The sequence below is a fragment of the Streptomyces roseoverticillatus genome (assembly GCF_000719265.1).
GTDB classification, from domain to species: domain Bacteria; phylum Actinomycetota; class Actinomycetes; order Streptomycetales; family Streptomycetaceae; genus Streptomyces; species Streptomyces roseoverticillatus.
The window spans coordinates 302484-318485 of the sequence record NZ_JOFL01000001.1 but is presented as its reverse complement, the minus strand read 5'-3'; the positions used below and the strand labels follow the sequence as shown (position 1 = coordinate 318485).

General features: G+C 74.3%; 9 protein-coding genes and 2 pseudogenes. 9 read left to right on the top strand and 2 right to left on the bottom strand.

The window, feature by feature from the left end; all coding sequences use genetic code 11:
* Positions 1-16: 16 nt before the first annotated feature.
* The gene (locus IF61_RS0101415) at positions 17-1063 is read right to left on the bottom strand and encodes a tetratricopeptide repeat protein (protein ID WP_030364298.1); all 1047 of its coding nucleotides are present in this window, start codon (positions 1061-1063) and stop codon (positions 17-19) included.
* A gap of 289 nt (positions 1064-1352) precedes the next feature.
* Between IF61_RS0101415 and IF61_RS36770 the strand changes: the two are divergent.
* The 3 genes and pseudogenes from IF61_RS36770 (at position 1353) to IF61_RS0101395 (ending at position 5542) form a co-directional block, all read left to right on the top strand.
* Positions 1353-2802: pseudogene (locus IF61_RS36770) on the top strand (multinuclear nonheme iron-dependent oxidase).
* Positions 2799-3788, top strand: a complete 990-nt coding sequence (locus IF61_RS37390; RefSeq protein ID WP_030364295.1) for a TIGR04222 domain-containing membrane protein — start codon at positions 2799-2801, stop codon at positions 3786-3788. Before IF61_RS36770 ends, IF61_RS37390 begins: the two are co-directional and overlap by 4 nt.
* A gap of 134 nt (positions 3789-3922) precedes the next feature.
* The gene (locus IF61_RS0101395) at positions 3923-5542 is read left to right on the top strand and encodes a phospholipase D-like domain-containing protein (protein ID WP_078659893.1); all 1620 of its coding nucleotides are present in this window, start codon (positions 3923-3925) and stop codon (positions 5540-5542) included.
* 91 nt (positions 5543-5633) lie between these two features.
* Here IF61_RS0101395 and IF61_RS0101390 read toward each other — a convergent pair whose 3' ends face one another.
* Positions 5634-6872, bottom strand: a complete 1239-nt coding sequence (locus tag IF61_RS0101390) for a serine hydrolase domain-containing protein (protein ID WP_052392338.1) — start codon at positions 6870-6872, stop codon at positions 5634-5636.
* A gap of 554 nt (positions 6873-7426) precedes the next feature.
* On the opposite strand from IF61_RS0101390, the gene IF61_RS33145 reads away from it, so the two are divergent.
* The 6 genes and pseudogenes from IF61_RS33145 (at position 7427) to IF61_RS0101360 (ending at position 15971) form a co-directional block, all read left to right on the top strand.
* The gene (locus IF61_RS33145) at positions 7427-8227 is read left to right on the top strand and encodes a phosphatase PAP2 family protein (RefSeq protein ID WP_078659892.1); all 801 of its coding nucleotides are present in this window, start codon (positions 7427-7429) and stop codon (positions 8225-8227) included.
* A gap of 141 nt (positions 8228-8368) precedes the next feature.
* Positions 8369-9556 (top strand): acyl-CoA dehydrogenase family protein, encoded by a 1188-nt coding sequence (locus tag IF61_RS0101380; RefSeq protein ID WP_030364291.1) that lies wholly within the window; start codon positions 8369-8371, stop codon positions 9554-9556.
* Between the two features lie 24 nt (positions 9557-9580).
* Positions 9581-10507, top strand: coding sequence for an oxygenase MpaB family protein (locus IF61_RS0101375; protein WP_030364290.1), 927 nt, complete (start codon positions 9581-9583; stop codon positions 10505-10507).
* Positions 10489-12792: a serine/threonine-protein kinase gene (locus IF61_RS0101370; protein WP_030364289.1), complete on the top strand. Its 2304-nt coding sequence runs from the start codon at positions 10489-10491 to the stop codon at positions 12790-12792. The genes IF61_RS0101375 and IF61_RS0101370 overlap by 19 nt, the downstream gene beginning before the upstream one ends.
* A gap of 80 nt (positions 12793-12872) precedes the next feature.
* Positions 12873-13964, top strand: a pseudogene (locus IF61_RS0101365) (NAD(P)H-dependent flavin oxidoreductase); the annotation flags it as partial.
* Between the two features lie 453 nt (positions 13965-14417).
* Positions 14418-15971 (top strand): acyl-CoA synthetase, encoded by a 1554-nt coding sequence (locus tag IF61_RS0101360; RefSeq protein ID WP_030364287.1) that lies wholly within the window; start codon positions 14418-14420, stop codon positions 15969-15971.
* Positions 15972-16002: the final 31 nt, after the last annotated feature.

Below are 16002 nucleotides of genomic sequence, written 5' to 3'. Positions count from 1 at the left end.
GGCGGAAGTCGTACGGTCAGGCGGCCGGCCGGGCGCCGGCCGGCGACATCCCCAGCTCGGCCCGTGCCGCCTCGACCATCTCCCGGGCGTGCAGCAGCCCGATCCGGCCGAGCGTGCGGTGCAGGTCGTCCAGCTCCGCGGCCGTCGCGGCGCGGTCGTGCCCCAGCCGGGCCCGGGACTTGACCAGCCCCAGCCGGGCCAGCGCCGCGCCGCGCGGCTCCGCCATCTCCTCGAACTCCGCCAGCGCGCCCCGGTAGCACTTCTCGGCCTCGGCGTAACGGCCCGCGCGGAAGAGCACGTTGCCCCGCATCTTGTGGTTGTAGGCGAGCGCGCTCACCAGCTTCATCCGCCGGCACGTCCCCTCCGCCTCCGACAGCAGCGCAAGCGCCCGTTCAGTCTCCCCCCGCAGGGACAGCACGTCGGCGATCCCGCGCAGCGCCCACGCGTGCCCGCGGGAGTCGTCGGCCCCGCCCGCTATCTCCGCGGCCTCCTCGAACATCGCGAGCGCGGTGTCGTACGAACCGGAGTTGCGGTGCATCTGCGCGATGCCTTCCAGCGCCCACACCGTGTGCCGGGCCTCGCCGCGGCGCCGGGCCTCCGCCAGCAACTGCTCGTGCAGCGCGCCGACGGCCTCGTAGTCACCCTGGATGCGGCCGGTCTCGGCGAGGCCCGCGAGGGAGTAGCCCCGGGCGACGATGTCACCGCCCCGCTCGGCGAGGGCGGCGGCGATGCCGAGCCACCGGCGGGCCAGGGCCAGTTCGCCGCGCTGCCGGGCGAGCGTGCCGCCGCTCCACACGGCCCACGCCATCGCCCCCTGGTCGCCGGCCTCCCGCGCGGACCGGTAGCTCGCCTTCCACGCGCGTTCGGCCTCGGCCACCCGGCCGAGCCGACGGCTCGCCTCGGCGACGGCCAGCCCGGCGTGCGCCGCGTCCAGGGCGGAGCCCGCCAGCTCGGCACGCCGCTGCTGCTCGACGGCCTTGGCGAGCACTTCTTCGAGGGAAGCGTTCACCGAGAGGTCCTCCAGGGAGCCCCGGTACTCGGGAGCAAATGCCTTGCCGTACATGGTCCGCCTCAAAGTCGGGATTTCGGGATCGCTCAGGGAGGGCGCCATGCCGTGGCAGCCCGCGCCCCCTGCCGATGATCAAGAAACTACGGCCCCGGACCACCGCGGGTAATCAGACCGTGAGGCGGTGTTCCGTACATCTGAGGTCCGGCGCGCAGGGCGCGGGTCATACGCGAGATGTACGGGGACCGGGGGCCGGGGGAAGGATTTGTAAAGTGTCCTGCTGGGAAATCCCCTGGTACAGGCGTTCGGCGCCAGGGGGAGCACAGGAAAGACGGGGGGCGGGACCATGAGCGATTCCGGTGTGCCCGGTGCGCTGGGGACGGGGGTCGGCTGGCGGGCGGAGCTCGCCGCCGCCCTCGCCGGACCGGTCCGCGCCGACTGGGTGGAGGTCGTGGCCGAGAACATCTGCCCCGGCCACCTCCCTGAGCCGATCCGGCGGCTGCGCGAGCGCGGCACGACGGTGATCCCGCACGGCGTCTCCCTCGGCCTGGGCGGCGCGGAGCGCCCCGACCTCGCCCGCCTCGCGGCGCTGGCCGAGCGCGCCGAGGCCCTCGGCTCGCCGCTCGTCTCCGAGCACATCGCCTTCGTACGCTCCGGAGGGCCGCTGACCGGCTCGCCGCGCATCGAGGCCGGCCACCTGCTGCCCGTGCCCCGCACCCGCGACGCCCTGGACGTCCTGTGCGAGAACGTCCGCATCGCGCAGGACATGCTGCCCGTACCGCTCGCCCTGGAGAACATCGCGGCCCTCATGACCTGGCCCGAAGAGGAGCTGACCGAGGGCCGGTTCCTTGCCGAGCTCGTCGAGCGGACGGGCGTGAGGCTGCTCGTCGACGTCGCCAACCTCCACACCAACCACGTCAACCTGGGCCAGGACCCGGCGGCCGCGCTGGACGAGCTGCCGCTCGACGCCATCGCCTACGTGCACGTGGCCGGCGGCACCGAGCGCGACGGCCTGTGGCACGACACCCACGCCCACCCCGTCACCCGGCCCGTCCTCGACGTCCTCGCCGAACTGGCCTCCCGCGTCGCCCTCCCCGGCGTCCTCCTGGAGAGGGACGACGCCTTCCCCGGGGCGGACGAGCTCGCGGCGGAACTCGGCGCGGTGAGGGCGACGGTGGCCGGAGCCCGGCGCCCCGTGCAGCCGGCCCGGCGGCAGAAGGAGGCCTCCGGTGTCTGAACCCACGGATCCCGTAGTCACCTCGGACCCCAAAGATCCCATAGCCACCTCGGCCCCATCGGGCCTCATGCCCCCCTCGGATCCCACCGCCTCCACGGCCGACGCCGCACGCCTGCGCCTCGCGCAAGCCCAGCACGCCCTGCTCTCGGCGCTCGTCGCGGACGCGCCCCCGCCGGCCGGCCACGACCCGCAGCGGCTGCGGACCCAGCGCCAGGCGCTGCTGGGCAAGCGCGCGGAGGTCGTCGCGAAGGTCGCGCCGGAGCTGCCCGCGATCCTCGGGGCGGACTTCCGGCGGCTGTTCCTCGACCACGCCCGCGGCCGCCCCATGCGCCACGGATACCGCCAGGACGCCCTCGACTTCGCCGCCCGGCTCCTGGAGACGGACGGCGCACTCACCGACCCGGGGCAGCGGGAGCGCCTCGCGGCGTGGCGGGAGGCGCATGCCACGCCGGACCGTGCGACGGACCACACGGCCGAGGCCCGCCCACCGTCCGCCCGCCTCGCCTCGGCCTGGCGCACCCTTCGTTCACGCGTGACCCGAAAGGCAACCGATCTATGACCGCCGGCATCATCGTGCTCTCCCTCGTGATGTTCCTCGCCCTCCTGGTCCCCTCGGCCCGGCTGGCCGTCACCCGCCGCCGTACGCTCGCCCTCCCGCCGTCCGTACGGGGCGAACCGGACCTCCTCGGCGTCGCGCACATGACGGGCGGGCCGATCCGGGTGGTGGACACCGCCATCACCCGCATGTGCGAGGACGGGCGGGTGTCCGTCAACAGCAGCGGCAAGCTGAAGGTGGAGCGGGCCGTCGCCTGCAACGCCGTGGAGCGCGCCCTGCTGGCCCGCTGCGGCTCCGACTGGGGCACCGAGCTGTACCGGCTCCGCGTCCAGCTGCAGTTCGACCAAGCCGTGGACGGCGTCCGCAGCTCGCTCGTCAACCGCGGGCTGCTGATATCCCGCGCGGCGGAGGAGAAGTGGAAGCGGGCCGGGGAGGTGCAGGTGGGCGGCCTGGTCGTCGGAGGCGTCATCGCCCTGGGGCTGCTCGGCGTGTCCGCCGCCCTCCCGGTGGCGATCGTGGGGCTCGTCCTCCTCGCGGGCGGCATCAAGCTCCGCATGGCGTACGGGCCGCGCCCGAAGCCCGGGCTCACGCCGCGCGGCCAGGAGTTCACCGACCGGGTGGGGAGGACCGGCCCCTGGAGCGCCCGGACGTCCGCCGGGCACCCGGAAGGCGTCGCGGGCGTCGTCGCCGTGCACGGCACGGGCGGGCCGGAGCCGGACGAGTCGTACCTGCACCAGCTCAGGCTGGCGGCGGTGTCGCGCCCCGCCAAGCGCACCCCCGCGAAGACCTCCAAGTCCGCGAAGTCCTCCTCTTCGTCCTCGTCGTCGTACACCTCCTACTCCTCCGGCGGGTACAGCTGTTCCGGCGCTTCCAGCTGCTCCTCCGGCTCCCACCACTCGGGACACTCGGGTCACTCCAGCTGCTCCTCCGGTTCCTCCTGCTCCAGTTCGAGCTCCAGCTGCGGCGGCGGCAGCAGCTGTTCTTCCTGATCGGTTTCTGAACGGTTCCTGGACTTTCCTGGACGGTTCCTCCTGAACGCTTCCTTCCGGTGAGCTGGTAGCTTCACCAGGTGATCACTTCTCGATCACCTGGTCGTTACCAGCACCCCCGAAAAGGAAGCACCTTGGCTCGTCACCGGCTCCGCCGTTTAACCCGTATTGCAGGCCCCGCGGCGGTCTCCGCCCTCGCCCTCGCCGCGCTCCCCGCGACCCCGGCGTCCGCCGACTCCTCCGGCACCCCGCACCTCGACGCCGTCGAGCAGACTCTCCGTCAGGTCTCGCCCGGCCTCGAAGGCCACGTGTGGGAGCGCACGGCGGGCAACGCGCTCGACGCCCCTGCCGGTGATCCCGCCGGCTGGCTGCTGCAGACGCCCGGCTGCTGGGGCGACGCGGGCTGCACCGAGCGCCCCGGCACGAAGCGGCTGCTGGCCAGGATGACCGAGAACATCTCGAAGGCCACGCGCACCGTCGACATATCCACCCTCGCCCCGTTCCCCAACGGGGCGTTCCAGGACGCGATCGTCGCCGGCCTGAAGAAGTCGGTGGAGAACGGCAACAAGCCGAAGGTCCGCGTCCTCGTCGGGGCCGCGCCGGTCTACCACATGAACGTGCTGCCCTCGAAGTACCGCGACGAGCTGCGCGACAAGCTCGGCAAGGCCGCCGACGGCATCACGCTCAACGTCGCGTCGATGACCACCTCCAAGACCGCGTTCTCCTGGAACCACTCCAAGCTCCTGGTCGTGGACGGGCAGTCGGCGATCACCGGCGGCATCAACAGCTGGAAGGACGACTACGTCGACACCACCCACCCGGTGTCCGACGTCGACCTCGCCCTGACCGGGCCCGCCGCCGGCTCCGCCGGCCGGTACCTGGACCAGCTGTGGTCCTGGACCTGCGAGAACAAGAGCAACATCGCGAGCGTCTGGTTCGCCGCCTCCCCGGGCGCCGGCTGCATGCCCACGATGGAGAAGGACGCCAACCCCGCGGCGGCCCCGGCCACCGGGAACGTCCCCGTCATCGCCGTCGGCGGACTGGGCGTCGGCATCAAGGACTCCGACCCGTCCTCGTCCTTCCGGCCGGAGCTGCCGTCGGCACCCGACACCAAGTGCGTCGTGGGCCTGCACGACAACACCAACGCCGACCGCGACTACGACACGGTCAACCCCGAGGAGAGCGCCCTGCGCGCCCTCGTCGGCAGTGCGCGCAGCCACGTCGAGATCTCCCAGCAGGACCTCAACGCCACCTGCCCGCCGCTGCCGCGCTACGACGTCCGCCTCTACGACGCGCTCGCGGCGAAGCTGGCCGCCGGCGTGAAGGTGCGCATCGTCGTCAGCGACCCCGCCAACCGGGGCGCCGTCGGCAGCGGAGGCTACTCGCAGATCAAGTCGCTGAACGAGATCAGCGACGTCCTGCGCAACCGCCTCTCGCTGCTGCCCGGCGGCGCGCAGGGCGCGAAGACGGCCATGTGCGGCAACCTGCAGCTCGCGACCGCCCGCAGCTCGGACAGCGCCAAGTGGGCGGACGGCAAGCCGTACGCCCAGCACCACAAGCTGGTCTCGGTGGACGGCTCGGCCTTCTACATCGGCTCGAAGAACCTCTACCCGTCCTGGCTGCAGGACTTCGGGTACGTGGTGGAGAGCCCGGAGGCCGCCAAGCAGCTCGACTCCGAGCTGCTGGCCCCGCAGTGGAAGTACTCGCAGGCGACCGCGACCTTCGACTACGCCCGGGGGATCTGCCAGGGCTGAGCGCCTGACGGTCCTCGCCCACCCGCAGGAAACCGCGGCCCGCGGCTGTCACCAGCCGCGGGCCGCGGTCATTGCCGGAGTCCCTGCCGCGTCAGCGCAGCGTCATGACCTTCTGCGGAGCGCGGTCGGGCGTCCGCCCGGCAAAGTCCCCGGAGGGCGCCTTGCCGCAGTACTCGGCCTCGGTCAGCGCGGTGAGGTCGCCGGCCCAGTCGCCGTTCAGGTTGAAGGCGGCGGTGTGCTTGCCGCCGGCCGTGGAGGCGGCCAGGGTGACGGAGCCGTGGATGCCGCCGGTGTGCGACCAGACGGTCACCCCGCACGACAGCGGGATCTCGGCGACCCCGAGGCCGTAGCGGGCGCCGGGCATCTTGCCGCCGGTGGAGACGGTGGTCTGCAGTTCGCGCTGCTGGGCCCCGGGCAGCAGCTTCCCGCCGATCAGGGCTTGGTAGAAGCGGTTGAGGTCGCCGGTGGTGGAGATGATCTCGCCGGCGGCCCCGCCCCACGACGGGTTGAGCTCGGTGGCGTCGAAGGGCTGCGTGCTCGGGTCCTCGGATCCGAGCTTGCTGTACGCCGTGCCGTGCGGGTCGGGCATCTTCGGCGACGTGCCCGGGAGGGTGGTGGCGCGGAGGCCGAGGGGCCGGATGACGCGCCGCTCGATCTCGGTGGCGTACGAGTGGCCCGTCACCTTCTCGGTGATCATGCCGGCGAGGATGTAGTTGGTGTTGGAGTAGTTCCAGCCCTCGCCCGGCCGGAAGTCCGGCGCGTGCGCCGTCGCGATCTTCACCAGCTCGGCCGGGGTGTGGGTCTCGAAGCGGTGCTCGCGGAAGCCGGGGCCGATCAACTTCTGGAATTCGGGGTCCGCGGTGTAGTTGTAGATCCCGCTGGTGTGGTTGAGCAGCTGCCGGACGGTGATCTTCCGGCCGTCGTGGCCGTTGCCCCGGACCACGCCCGGCAGCCAGCGGTCGACGGAGTCGTCCAGGCTCAGCCTGCCCTCGGCCTCCAGCTGGAGCAGGACGACGGAAGTGAAGACCTTGCTGACGCTGCCGATGCGGAAGCGGTCCTGGGGGAGGCGCGGGCGCCCGGTGTCGAGATCGGCGACCCCCGCGGACCCCTGCCAGGTGCCGCCGGCGTCCCGGGTCTGCCCCAGGACGCCGGGTATGCCCGCCCGTATCTGGGCCTCCATGGCGCTGCGGGTGGCGGAGTGCCGGTCGTGGCGCCCGGCGGCGGTGCCGTCGGCCGTGCCGGCCGCCGCGGGGACGGTGAGGACCGCCGCGGTCACCGCGGCGGTGGCCAGTGCTCCCGTCACTGCTCTGTGGATGGTGCGCATGGTCATGGTGTGCAACCCCTCTGCTCCGGCCGGTGTGCGGACACGAGGCAGGACTTCACCAAGGCGCCTGGGGTTGAAGGGCCTTGTGGGGGAGGCTCGAGATCAGGCCACCTGGAAGGGGAGCATCCGGTTTAAGGCCGGGTGTGTGTCAGGGTGTGCGATCGGGTTGAGATACCGCACAGAATCCACCGCGCGGGAACCGCAAAGGGGGCCGCGGCGTCAAGGGTGACCGTCCCCGGCCCGGGCGGCCTCGCCCCACGATCGGCTGAATCCCGTACCCTGCGACCGCTCCAGCGCTGCGCGGCAGCCGTCTTCACGTCCGGCCGGGGTGTCACTGTCGGGTATAACTCGCTCACCCAGGGTGCTCCGCGCCCGGTGGCGGCCGGTGCCGGCGGCCCGTGCCTGCCGCCCGCGGCGGGCGCCACCGAGGGGGTGCGGGCGGGGCGCGTGTAGCTTTGCCGTACAGCCGTGCCGTCGTCATCCTCTGCGGCAGGCGATCGTCACCTTCGCGGGTACTGCCGTGCCGGTACCGCCCTACCGATCCAAAGGACGCCCCACCCATGCCGTACGTGCGCCACTGGTTGCGCAACTCCCTCCTGCTGTTCGCTGTCGCGATCGCGCTGGGCCTGGTCGCGGTGCACACCGACCTCATCCAGCCGCACGACCTGAAGCTGGACCGCACGGTCCAGACCACCTTCCGCACCGGGTGGCTGAACGTGGTCATGGAGGGGGTCAGCGCTCTCGCGTCCCCGGTCGCGGGCGTCCTGATCCTCGCGGTCTGGAGCGGCTGGCTGCTGTTCGTGCGGCGCCGGCCGGTGACGGCGGTCGCCACCTTCCTCGTCGTCGCGGTCGGCTGGAACAGCACCCAGCTCGCGAAGGCCATCGTCGCCCGGCCCCGGCCGCCGCGGGAGTTCATGCTGGACCCCGAGATCGGCTCCAACAGCTTCCCCAGCGGCCACACCGCCTTCACCGTGGCCGTGGTCATCGCCGCGTACTTCCTCTTCCGGGAGTCGCGCCACCGGCGCACCGTGCTGGTCGTCGGCGCCTTCGCCGTGCTGCTCGTCGCCTTCTCCCGGTGGTACGTCGGCGCCCACTACCCGACCGACACCCTCGGCTCGGTCCTGATCGCCTCGTCCGCGATCCTCTTCGTCACCGGCGTCTGGCACGCCTGGCTGCTGCCGCGGCTCTACCGCATCCCGCTGCTGGAGCGCTTCGGCCTGGACCAGGAGCTCGCCGAGCTGGAGGCCGCGGAGCACGGCGGCCACCACGACCACACCCGTCCCGTGCCGCACAGCCGGCGCCGCGGCGGGGGAAGCGGCGCCGCCTCGGGCGGCCGTCACCGCCGGCACGCCGGCCGCTGACGGCCGCGGCGCCGTCCGCCGCCTCTGACGGGACCTCGCAGGGCCGACGCCCTGCGAGGTCTGTTTTTTCTGCGCCTTCCACATTTCTGGAACAGGTTCTACGGTGTGCGCCGTCGGTGCGGGCGAGACCCTGGAGGGGCCGTGGACCTCGAGTACACCCCGGAACAGCAGCGCTTCCGCGCCGAGCTGCGCGACTACTTCGCCGGACTGGCCTTTGGCCGGGACCCGGAGAGCCACGACGACCCCGCCGCGCAGAAGCGCTTCTACCGCGCCACGATCCGCCGCCTCGGCGCCGACGGCCGCCTCGGGGTGGGCTGGCCCGCCGAGTACGGCGGCAGCGGCCGGACCCCGATGGAGCAGTTCATCTTCTTCGACGAGGCCGCCCAGGCCGGCGTGCCGCTGCCCCTGATGGCGCTCAACACCGTAGGCCCCACCCTCATGCAGTTCGGCACCGCCGAGCAGAAGGCGTACTTCCTGCCGCGGATCCTCTCCGGCGAGCTGGACTTCGCCATCGGCTACAGCGAGCCCGACGCCGGCACCGACCTCGCCTCCCTCACGACGCGCGCCGTGCGCGACGGCGACGACTACGTCGTCAACGGGCAGAAGATCTGGACCACCAACGGCGACAGCGCCGACTGGATCTGGCTCGCCGTCCGCACCACCCCCGTCACGGACGGCACCCCGCCGCACAAGGGCATCACGCTCCTCCTCGTACCGACCAGCTCCCCGGGCTACTCCTGCACCACCATCAACACCCTCGCCTCCCACAGCACCACCGCCGGCTACTACGAGGACGTGCGCGTCCCCGTCCGCAACCGCGTAGGCGAGGAGAACCAGGGCTGGCGGATGATCACCACCCAGCTCAACCACGAGCGCGTCACCCTCGCCGCCCACGGCGCGACCGCGATCCGCGCCCTGCGCGACGTCCGGCGCTGGGCCGCCGCCACCAAGCTCGCCGACGGCCGCCGCGTCATCGACCTCGGCTGGGTCCGCACCCGCCTCGCCCGCACCCATCTGAGCCTGGAGGCCATGAAGCTCCTGAACTGGCAGATGGTCGACGCCCTGCAGCGCTCCGCCCTCACCCCGCAGGACGCCTCCGCCGCCAAGGTCTACGGCTCCGAGACCCGCCGCGACGCCTGCGCCCGGCTCATGGAGGTCCTCGCCGCCGCGGGCCCCCTCAAGGAGGGCTCCGCCGGCGCCGCCCTCCACGGCGAACTGGAACGCGCCTACCGCGCCGCCGTCGTCTTCACCTTCGGCGGCGGCAACAACGAGATCCAGCGGGAGATCATCTCCTGGATCGGCCTGGGGATGCCGCGCGTGCGCCGCTAACCTGACGACGACGGGAGGTGCCCCATGCCGCAAGCCGACCCCGGGCTCTTCGGGCCCGCCTCGGTGACCTGGCAGCTGCATGGCGACCCCATGATGTGGATCGCCGGGGTGCGCGCCCTGTGGCTGCAGGCGCTGCACCCCCGCGCGGTCCGCGGCGTCACGCAGAACTCCGACTTCCGCAAGGACGCCTGGGGCCGCCTGCTGCGCACCGCGAACTTCGTGGGCACCACCACGTACGGCACCACCGAGGCCGCCGAGCGCGCGGGCGCCGCCGTCCGCGGCATCCACCGCCGGCTGTCCGCCACCGACCCCGCCACCGGCGAGCGCTACCCCGTGGACGACCCCGGCCTGCTGCTGTGGGTGCACTGCGCCGAAATCGACTCCTACCTCCACGTCGTCCGCCGCTCCGGCATCCGCCTCAGCGCCGCCCGGGCCGACGCCTACTGCGCCGAACACCGGCAGTCCGCCCGCCTCGTGGGCCTCGATCCCGCCGACGTGCCCGACACCACCGGGCGGCTGGCCGCCTACTTCGAGAAGGTGCGCCCCGAGCTCGCCCTCACCCCGGAGGCCCGCGGGGTCGACGCCTTCCTGCGGCGCCCGCCCGTGCCGCTCCCGGCGGTCCCGGCCCGCGCCCTGGTCTGGGGCCGGGTGGCCTCCCTCGCCTACGCCGCGCTGCCTCCCTGGGCCCACGAGCTGTACGGCCGGCCGGCCCCGCCCCCGGCCGTCGTCACCCGCCGGCTGCGCGCCGCGGGCGCCGCGCTGCGTCTGATCCCCGCCGGTGTCCGCTGGCAGCTTCCGCCCAAGCACATCCTCCGCGCGGTCGCCAGACTCGGGCCCGGTACCCGTCCTTCCGTCTACAACCTGCACAGACGGGCCGCCATACTGGACGGGCCGGGGGAGGCGCGGGGCATCGACGGGGGCGGCGGCGCGGGATGGTGGACACCAGGCTGATCCAAGGGCGGTACCGCCTGCTCGAACGCATCGGGCGGGGCGGCATGGGCGAGGTGTGGCGGGCGCTCGACGAGTCGCTCGGCCGGCAGGTCGCCGTCAAGTGCCTCAAGCCGATGGGGCCGCGGCACGAGCCCTCCTACCTCCGGGTGCTGCGCGAGCGCTTCCGGCGCGAGGCGCGCGTCGCGGCCGCCCTGCAGCACCGCGGCATCACCGTCATCCACGACTTCGGCGAGTCCGACGGCGTGCTCTACCTGGTCATGGAGCTCCTCGACGGCCGCAACCTCAGCGAGCTCCTGGAGGACACCTGCGGGCGCCCGCTGGCCGTGCCCGACATCCTGGAGATCGCCGAGCAGGTCGCCGCCGCCCTCGCCTACACCCACGGTCAGGGAGTCGTCCACCGGGACCTCAAGCCCGCCAACGTCATGCGGCTGACCGACGGCAGCGTGAAGATCTGCGACTTCGGCATCGCCCGGCTCGGCGACTCCATCGGCTACTCCTCGGTCTCCTCCCGCCTCACTGGCACCGGCATCGCCATGGGCACGCCCCACTACATGTCGCCCGAGCAGATCGGCGGCGGCCCCGTCGACCACCGCAGCGACCTGTACTCCCTGGGCTGCGTGCTGTACGAGCTCGCCACCGGCGCCCCGCCGTTCGACATGGACGACGCCTGGGCCGTGCTCGTCGGCCACCGGGACACCGCGCCCCTGCCGCCGCGCACCCACCGTCCGGAGCTGCCGGAGGCCTTCGAACGCATCGTCCTCGACCTGCTCGCGAAGGACCCCGACGACCGCCCTCCCGACGCCGCGGACCTCCACGGCCGCCTGCTCGTGGTGGAACCCCACGGCCGGCCTGCCCGCCCGGTGACCGTCCACCGGACGCCGCCCGAGCGCCGCCCGCACCCCGTGCGGGCGGCCGTCCGGCTGCCCGAACCCCGGCTGCCCGGCTGGGCCAGGAACATGACCACCGGCTCCAAGGCGACCGGCCCCGGGCCGCGGACGGCGCTCCCGCCGGACCCGGCGGCGGCGCTCACGGGCGCCTGGACCGCGGGGCCCGCGGGGCCGGCCGGGCTCACGGCCGTGCCCGCCGGCGGCCTGCCCGCTGTCCGCGAGCCGGCCGTCCCGCCCGCGCCGGAAGCCGTCGCCGCGCTCGTGGCCCGCCACCAGGAGGGCCTGCGCCTGGGCCGGCTGGGCCGCTGGGAGGAGGCCGGCCGGGCGCACGCCGCCGTCGCCGCCGACCGCGAGCGGCTCCTCGGCCCCGACCACCCCGACACCCTCACCAGCCGCTACGAGGCCGCCTTCGCCCTCAGCGTGCTGGGCCGCCCCGGCGAGGCGCTGCGCGAGTACGCCCGCGCCGCGGCCGGGCGCGAGCGCGTCCTCGGGCCGGACCACCCGGCCACGCTCGCCGCCCGCCAGGAGACCGCGTACGTCCTCGGGCAGCTCGGCCGGCACTTCGAGGCGCACGACGTGTACGCCGCCGTGCTCGCCGCGCGCGAGCGGACCGCGGGCCCCGACCACCCGGACACCCTGCGCTGCCGCCACAACCTGGCCTTCAACCTCGGCCGCCTGGGCCGGCTGGAGGAGTCGTACCGCATGGCCTGCGAGGTGGCGGTCACCCGCTCCCGGGTGCTGGGCCCGGCCCACCCGGACACCCTCGTCAGCCGCTACGAGGTGGGTTACGCCCTCGGGCAGCTGGGCCGCTGGACCGAGGCGCTGCAGACCTACCGCGAAGTGGCCGTCGCGCGGCAGCGGGTGCTCGGCGCCGGCCACCCCGACACGCTCGCCGCCCGCTACGAGACCGGCATCTGCCTCGGCCGCCTCCAGCGCAGCGCGGAGGCCCTGCGGCTGTTCCGCGAGCTCGTGGACGAGCGCACCCGCGCCCAGGGGCCCGAGGACCCGGACACCCTGCGCTCCCGGCACTGCCTCGGCGTCAACCTCGGCCGCCTCGGGCGCTGGGAGGAGGCCCTGGCCGAGGCGCGCGACGTGTGCGCGGTGCGCGAGCGGGTGCTGGGCGCCGACCATCCCGAGACGCTGGTCAGCCGGCGCGAGATCGCGGTCGGGCTCGGCTGGCTCGGCCGCTGGACCGAGGCCCTCGCCGTCTACCGCGAGGTCGCGCAGGCCCGGCAGCGGGTCCTGGGCGCCGACCATCCGGACGCCCTCACCAGCCGCAACGACGAGGCGCACTGCCTCGAACAGCTGGGCCGCTCCACGGAGGCCGTGGAGCTCTACCGGCAGGTCGCGGCGGTCCGCCGGGTCGGGGCCGCGCGGGGGCGGCCGCTGCACCGCTGAGCGGCGGCCTGCCCGGTTTTTCTGACGTTGCGTCAGAAAACCTCTTCCCTCGCCCGGACCCCTGCGGCATCCTGCCGCCCATGCAGACCGAGTTGAGCCGGCGGCTGGGCATCGAGCACGCCGTCTTCGGCTTCACGCCCTTCCCCGCGGTCGCCGCGGCGATCTCCCGCGCCGGAGGGCTCGGCGTCCTCGGCGCCGTCCGCTACACCGACCCCGGCGACCTCGCCCGGGACCTCGACTGGATGGACGCCCGCACCGGCGGCAGACCGTACGGGCTCGACGTCGTCATGCCCGCCAAGAAGGTGGAAGGCGTCACCGAGGCGGACGTCGAGGCGATGATCCCCGAACGGCACCGCCGGTTCGTCCGCGAGACCCTGGCCCGGCACGGCGTACCCGAACTCGCCGCCGGGGACCGGCAGGGCTGGCGCATCACCGGCTGGATGGAGGACGTCGCCCGCGCCCAGCTCGACACCGCCTTCGACCACCCGCTCGCCCTGCTCGCCAACGCCCTCGGCCCGCCGCCCGCCGACGTCGTCCGGCGCGCCCACGCCCACGGCGTCCTCGTCGCCGCGCTCGCCGGCAGCGCCCGGCACGCCGCCCGGCACGCCGACGCCGGCATCGACGTCGTCGTCGCCCAGGGCTACGAGGCAGGCGGCCACACCGGCGAGATCGCCACCATGGTCCTCACCCCCGAGGTCGTCCGCACCGTCGGACCGCTGCCCGTCCTCGCGGCCGGCGGCATCGGCTCCGGCGAGCAGATCGCCGCCGCGCTCGCCCTCGGCGCCCAGGGCGTCTGGCTCGGCTCCCTCTGGCTCACCACCGAGGAGGCCGACCTGGGCTCGCCGGCCCTGACGGCCAAACTCCTCGCCGCGGGCTCCGGCGACACCGTGCGCTCCCGCGCCCTCACCGGCAAGCCCGCCCGCCAGCTGCGCACGGCCTGGACCGAGGCCTGGGAGGACCCCGCCGGCCCCGGCACCCTCCCCATGCCCCTGCAGGGCCTCCTCGTCGCCGAGGCGCTGACCCGCATCCAGAAGTACGAGGCCGAGCCGCTGCTGGGCACGCCGGTCGGCCAGATCGTCGGCAGCATGACCACCCGCCGCGGCGTCCAGGCCGTCTTCGACGACCTGACCAGAGGCTTCGAACGGGCCGTCGCCCGCCTCGACCGCATCGCGTCGGGGGCGGAAGGCCCTTCCGGGCGGGCGGAACTCCCCGCGGACGCACCGCACGCGCCCGCGGCCCGCGGGGCCGTCACGACTCCCGGCGTCGGGGGCGGCGCCGACCGGGCGGCGGCGCTCGAGGACGTGGAGGCCTCGCCCGAGGCCCGTGGCCACGAGGCCGCTCCGGCGCCCGGTGCCGGGGAAGGTACCCATCAGGCCGGGCCGGGCCGGTGAGTGCAGGACTTGCCGGTGAGCCGTGGCCGCGGGGCTCCTGCGGCGCCCGGTGCCGCGGGCGTTGCGGAACGAGCCGGACCGGGCGCGGACGCGCGGGACACCCGTTCCGACCGCGGCAGCGCCGCGGCCTGGTCCTGCGCCGGACCGACCGCCCCGGCCACGTTCGCGCCCGGCGCCGCACCGCGTAGCGCGCCCACGCCGTCCACCCTCCACCCGCCAGACGAAGGAGGCCCCATGCCACCCCCACCGCCCAACGGGTTCTGGGCGCAGGCCGCCGCCGACCCCGGCCGCGTCGTCCTCGTCGACCCGGCCGGCGGCACCTGGACCGCAGGCCGCCTGCACGCCGCCGCCAACCGGCTCGTCCACGGGCTGCGCGCCGCGGGGCTGCGGGCCGGGGACGCGTTCGCCGTCGTGCTCCCCAACGGCGCCGAGTTGCTCACCGCCCACCTCGCCGCGACGCAGGCGGGCCTGTACCTGGTGCCGGTCAACCATCACCTCGTGGGCCCGGAGATCGCCTGGATCGTCGCCGACTGCGAGGCCAAGGCGCTCATCGCCCACGAGCGGTTCGCCACCACGGCGGCCGCGGCCGCGGACGAGGCCGCCCTGCCCGCCGCCAAGCGCTACGCGGTCGGGGACATCGCGGGATTCCGCCCGTACGCCGCGCTCCTCGACGACCGCCCGGACACCCCGCCCGCCGGCCGCACCGCCGGCTGGGTCATGAACTACACCTCCGGCACCACCGGCCGGCCCCGCGGCATCCGCCGCCCGCTCACCGGCAGGCCGCCCGAGGAGGGCCATCTGGGCGGATTCCTCGGCATCTTCGGGATCCGGCCGTTCGACGGCAACACCCATCTGGTGTGCTCCCCGCTCTACCACACGGCCGTGCTGCAGTTCGCGGCCGCGGCCCTGCACATCGGCCACCGGCTGGTGGTCATGGACAAGTGGGCGCCCGAGGAGATGCTGCGCCTCATCGAGACCCACCGGTGCACGCACACGCACATGGTCCCCACCCAGTTCCAGCGGCTGCTGGCCCTGCCGGAGCACGTCCGCGCCCGCTACGACGTGTCGTCCATGCGCCACGCCGTGCACGGCGCCGCGCCCTGCCCCGACCACGTGAAGCGGGCGATGATCGACTGGTGGGGCGGCTGCATCGAGGAGTACTACGCGGCCAGCGAGGGCGGCGGCGCCTTCGCCACCGCCGAGGACTGGCTGAAGAAGCCCGGCACGGTCGGCAAGGCCTGGCCCATCAGCGAGCTCGCCGTCTTCGACGACGACGGCAACCGCCTCCCGGCGGGCCGGCTCGGCACCGTCTATATGAAGATGACCACCGGCGGCTTCGCGTACCACAAGGACGCCGGCAAGACCCGGGCCGGCCGCATCGGCGACTTCTTCACCGTCGGCGACCTCGGCTACCTGGACGAGGACGGCTACCTCTTCCTCCGCGACCGCAAGATCGACCTGATCATCTCCGGGGGCGTCAACATCTACCCCGCGGAGATCGAGGCCGTGCTGCTCGGGCACCCGGCCGTCGCCGACGCCGCCGTCTTCGGCGTGCCGCACGACGACTGGGGCGAGGAGGTCCGCGCGGTCGTCGAACCGGCCGAGGGCCACGCGCCGGGCGCCCCGCTGGCCGAGGAGATCCTCGCGCACTGCGCCGGGGCCCTGGCCGGCTACAAGCGGCCCAGGGCCGTCGAGTTCATCGCCGCCATGCCCCGCGACCCCAACGGCAAGCTCTACAAGCGCCGGCTGCGCGAGCCCCACTGGCAGGGCCGGGCCCGCCCGGTGTGAGCGGCGCCCGGCCCCGGTCCGGCGGGAGCCG

Excerpts from the sequence above, each read along its gene's own strand:
- IF61_RS0101415 (WP_030364298.1), bottom strand. The coding sequence starts at position 1,063 with ATGTACGGCAAGGCATTTGCTCCCGAGTACCGGGGCTCCCTGGAGGAC.
- IF61_RS37390 (WP_030364295.1), top strand. The coding sequence starts at position 2,799 with ATGACCGCCGGCATCATCGTGCTCTCCCTCGTGATGTTCCTCGCCCTC.
- IF61_RS0101390 (WP_052392338.1), bottom strand. The coding sequence starts at position 6,872 with ATGACCATGCGCACCATCCACAGAGCAGTGACGGGAGCACTGGCCACC.
- IF61_RS33145 (WP_078659892.1), top strand. The coding sequence starts at position 7,427 with ATGCCGTACGTGCGCCACTGGTTGCGCAACTCCCTCCTGCTGTTCGCT.
- IF61_RS0101375 (WP_030364290.1), top strand. The coding sequence starts at position 9,581 with ATGCCGCAAGCCGACCCCGGGCTCTTCGGGCCCGCCTCGGTGACCTGG.
- IF61_RS0101370 (WP_030364289.1), top strand. The coding sequence starts at position 10,489 with ATGGTGGACACCAGGCTGATCCAAGGGCGGTACCGCCTGCTCGAACGC.
- IF61_RS0101360 (WP_030364287.1), top strand. The coding sequence starts at position 14,418 with ATGCCACCCCCACCGCCCAACGGGTTCTGGGCGCAGGCCGCCGCCGAC.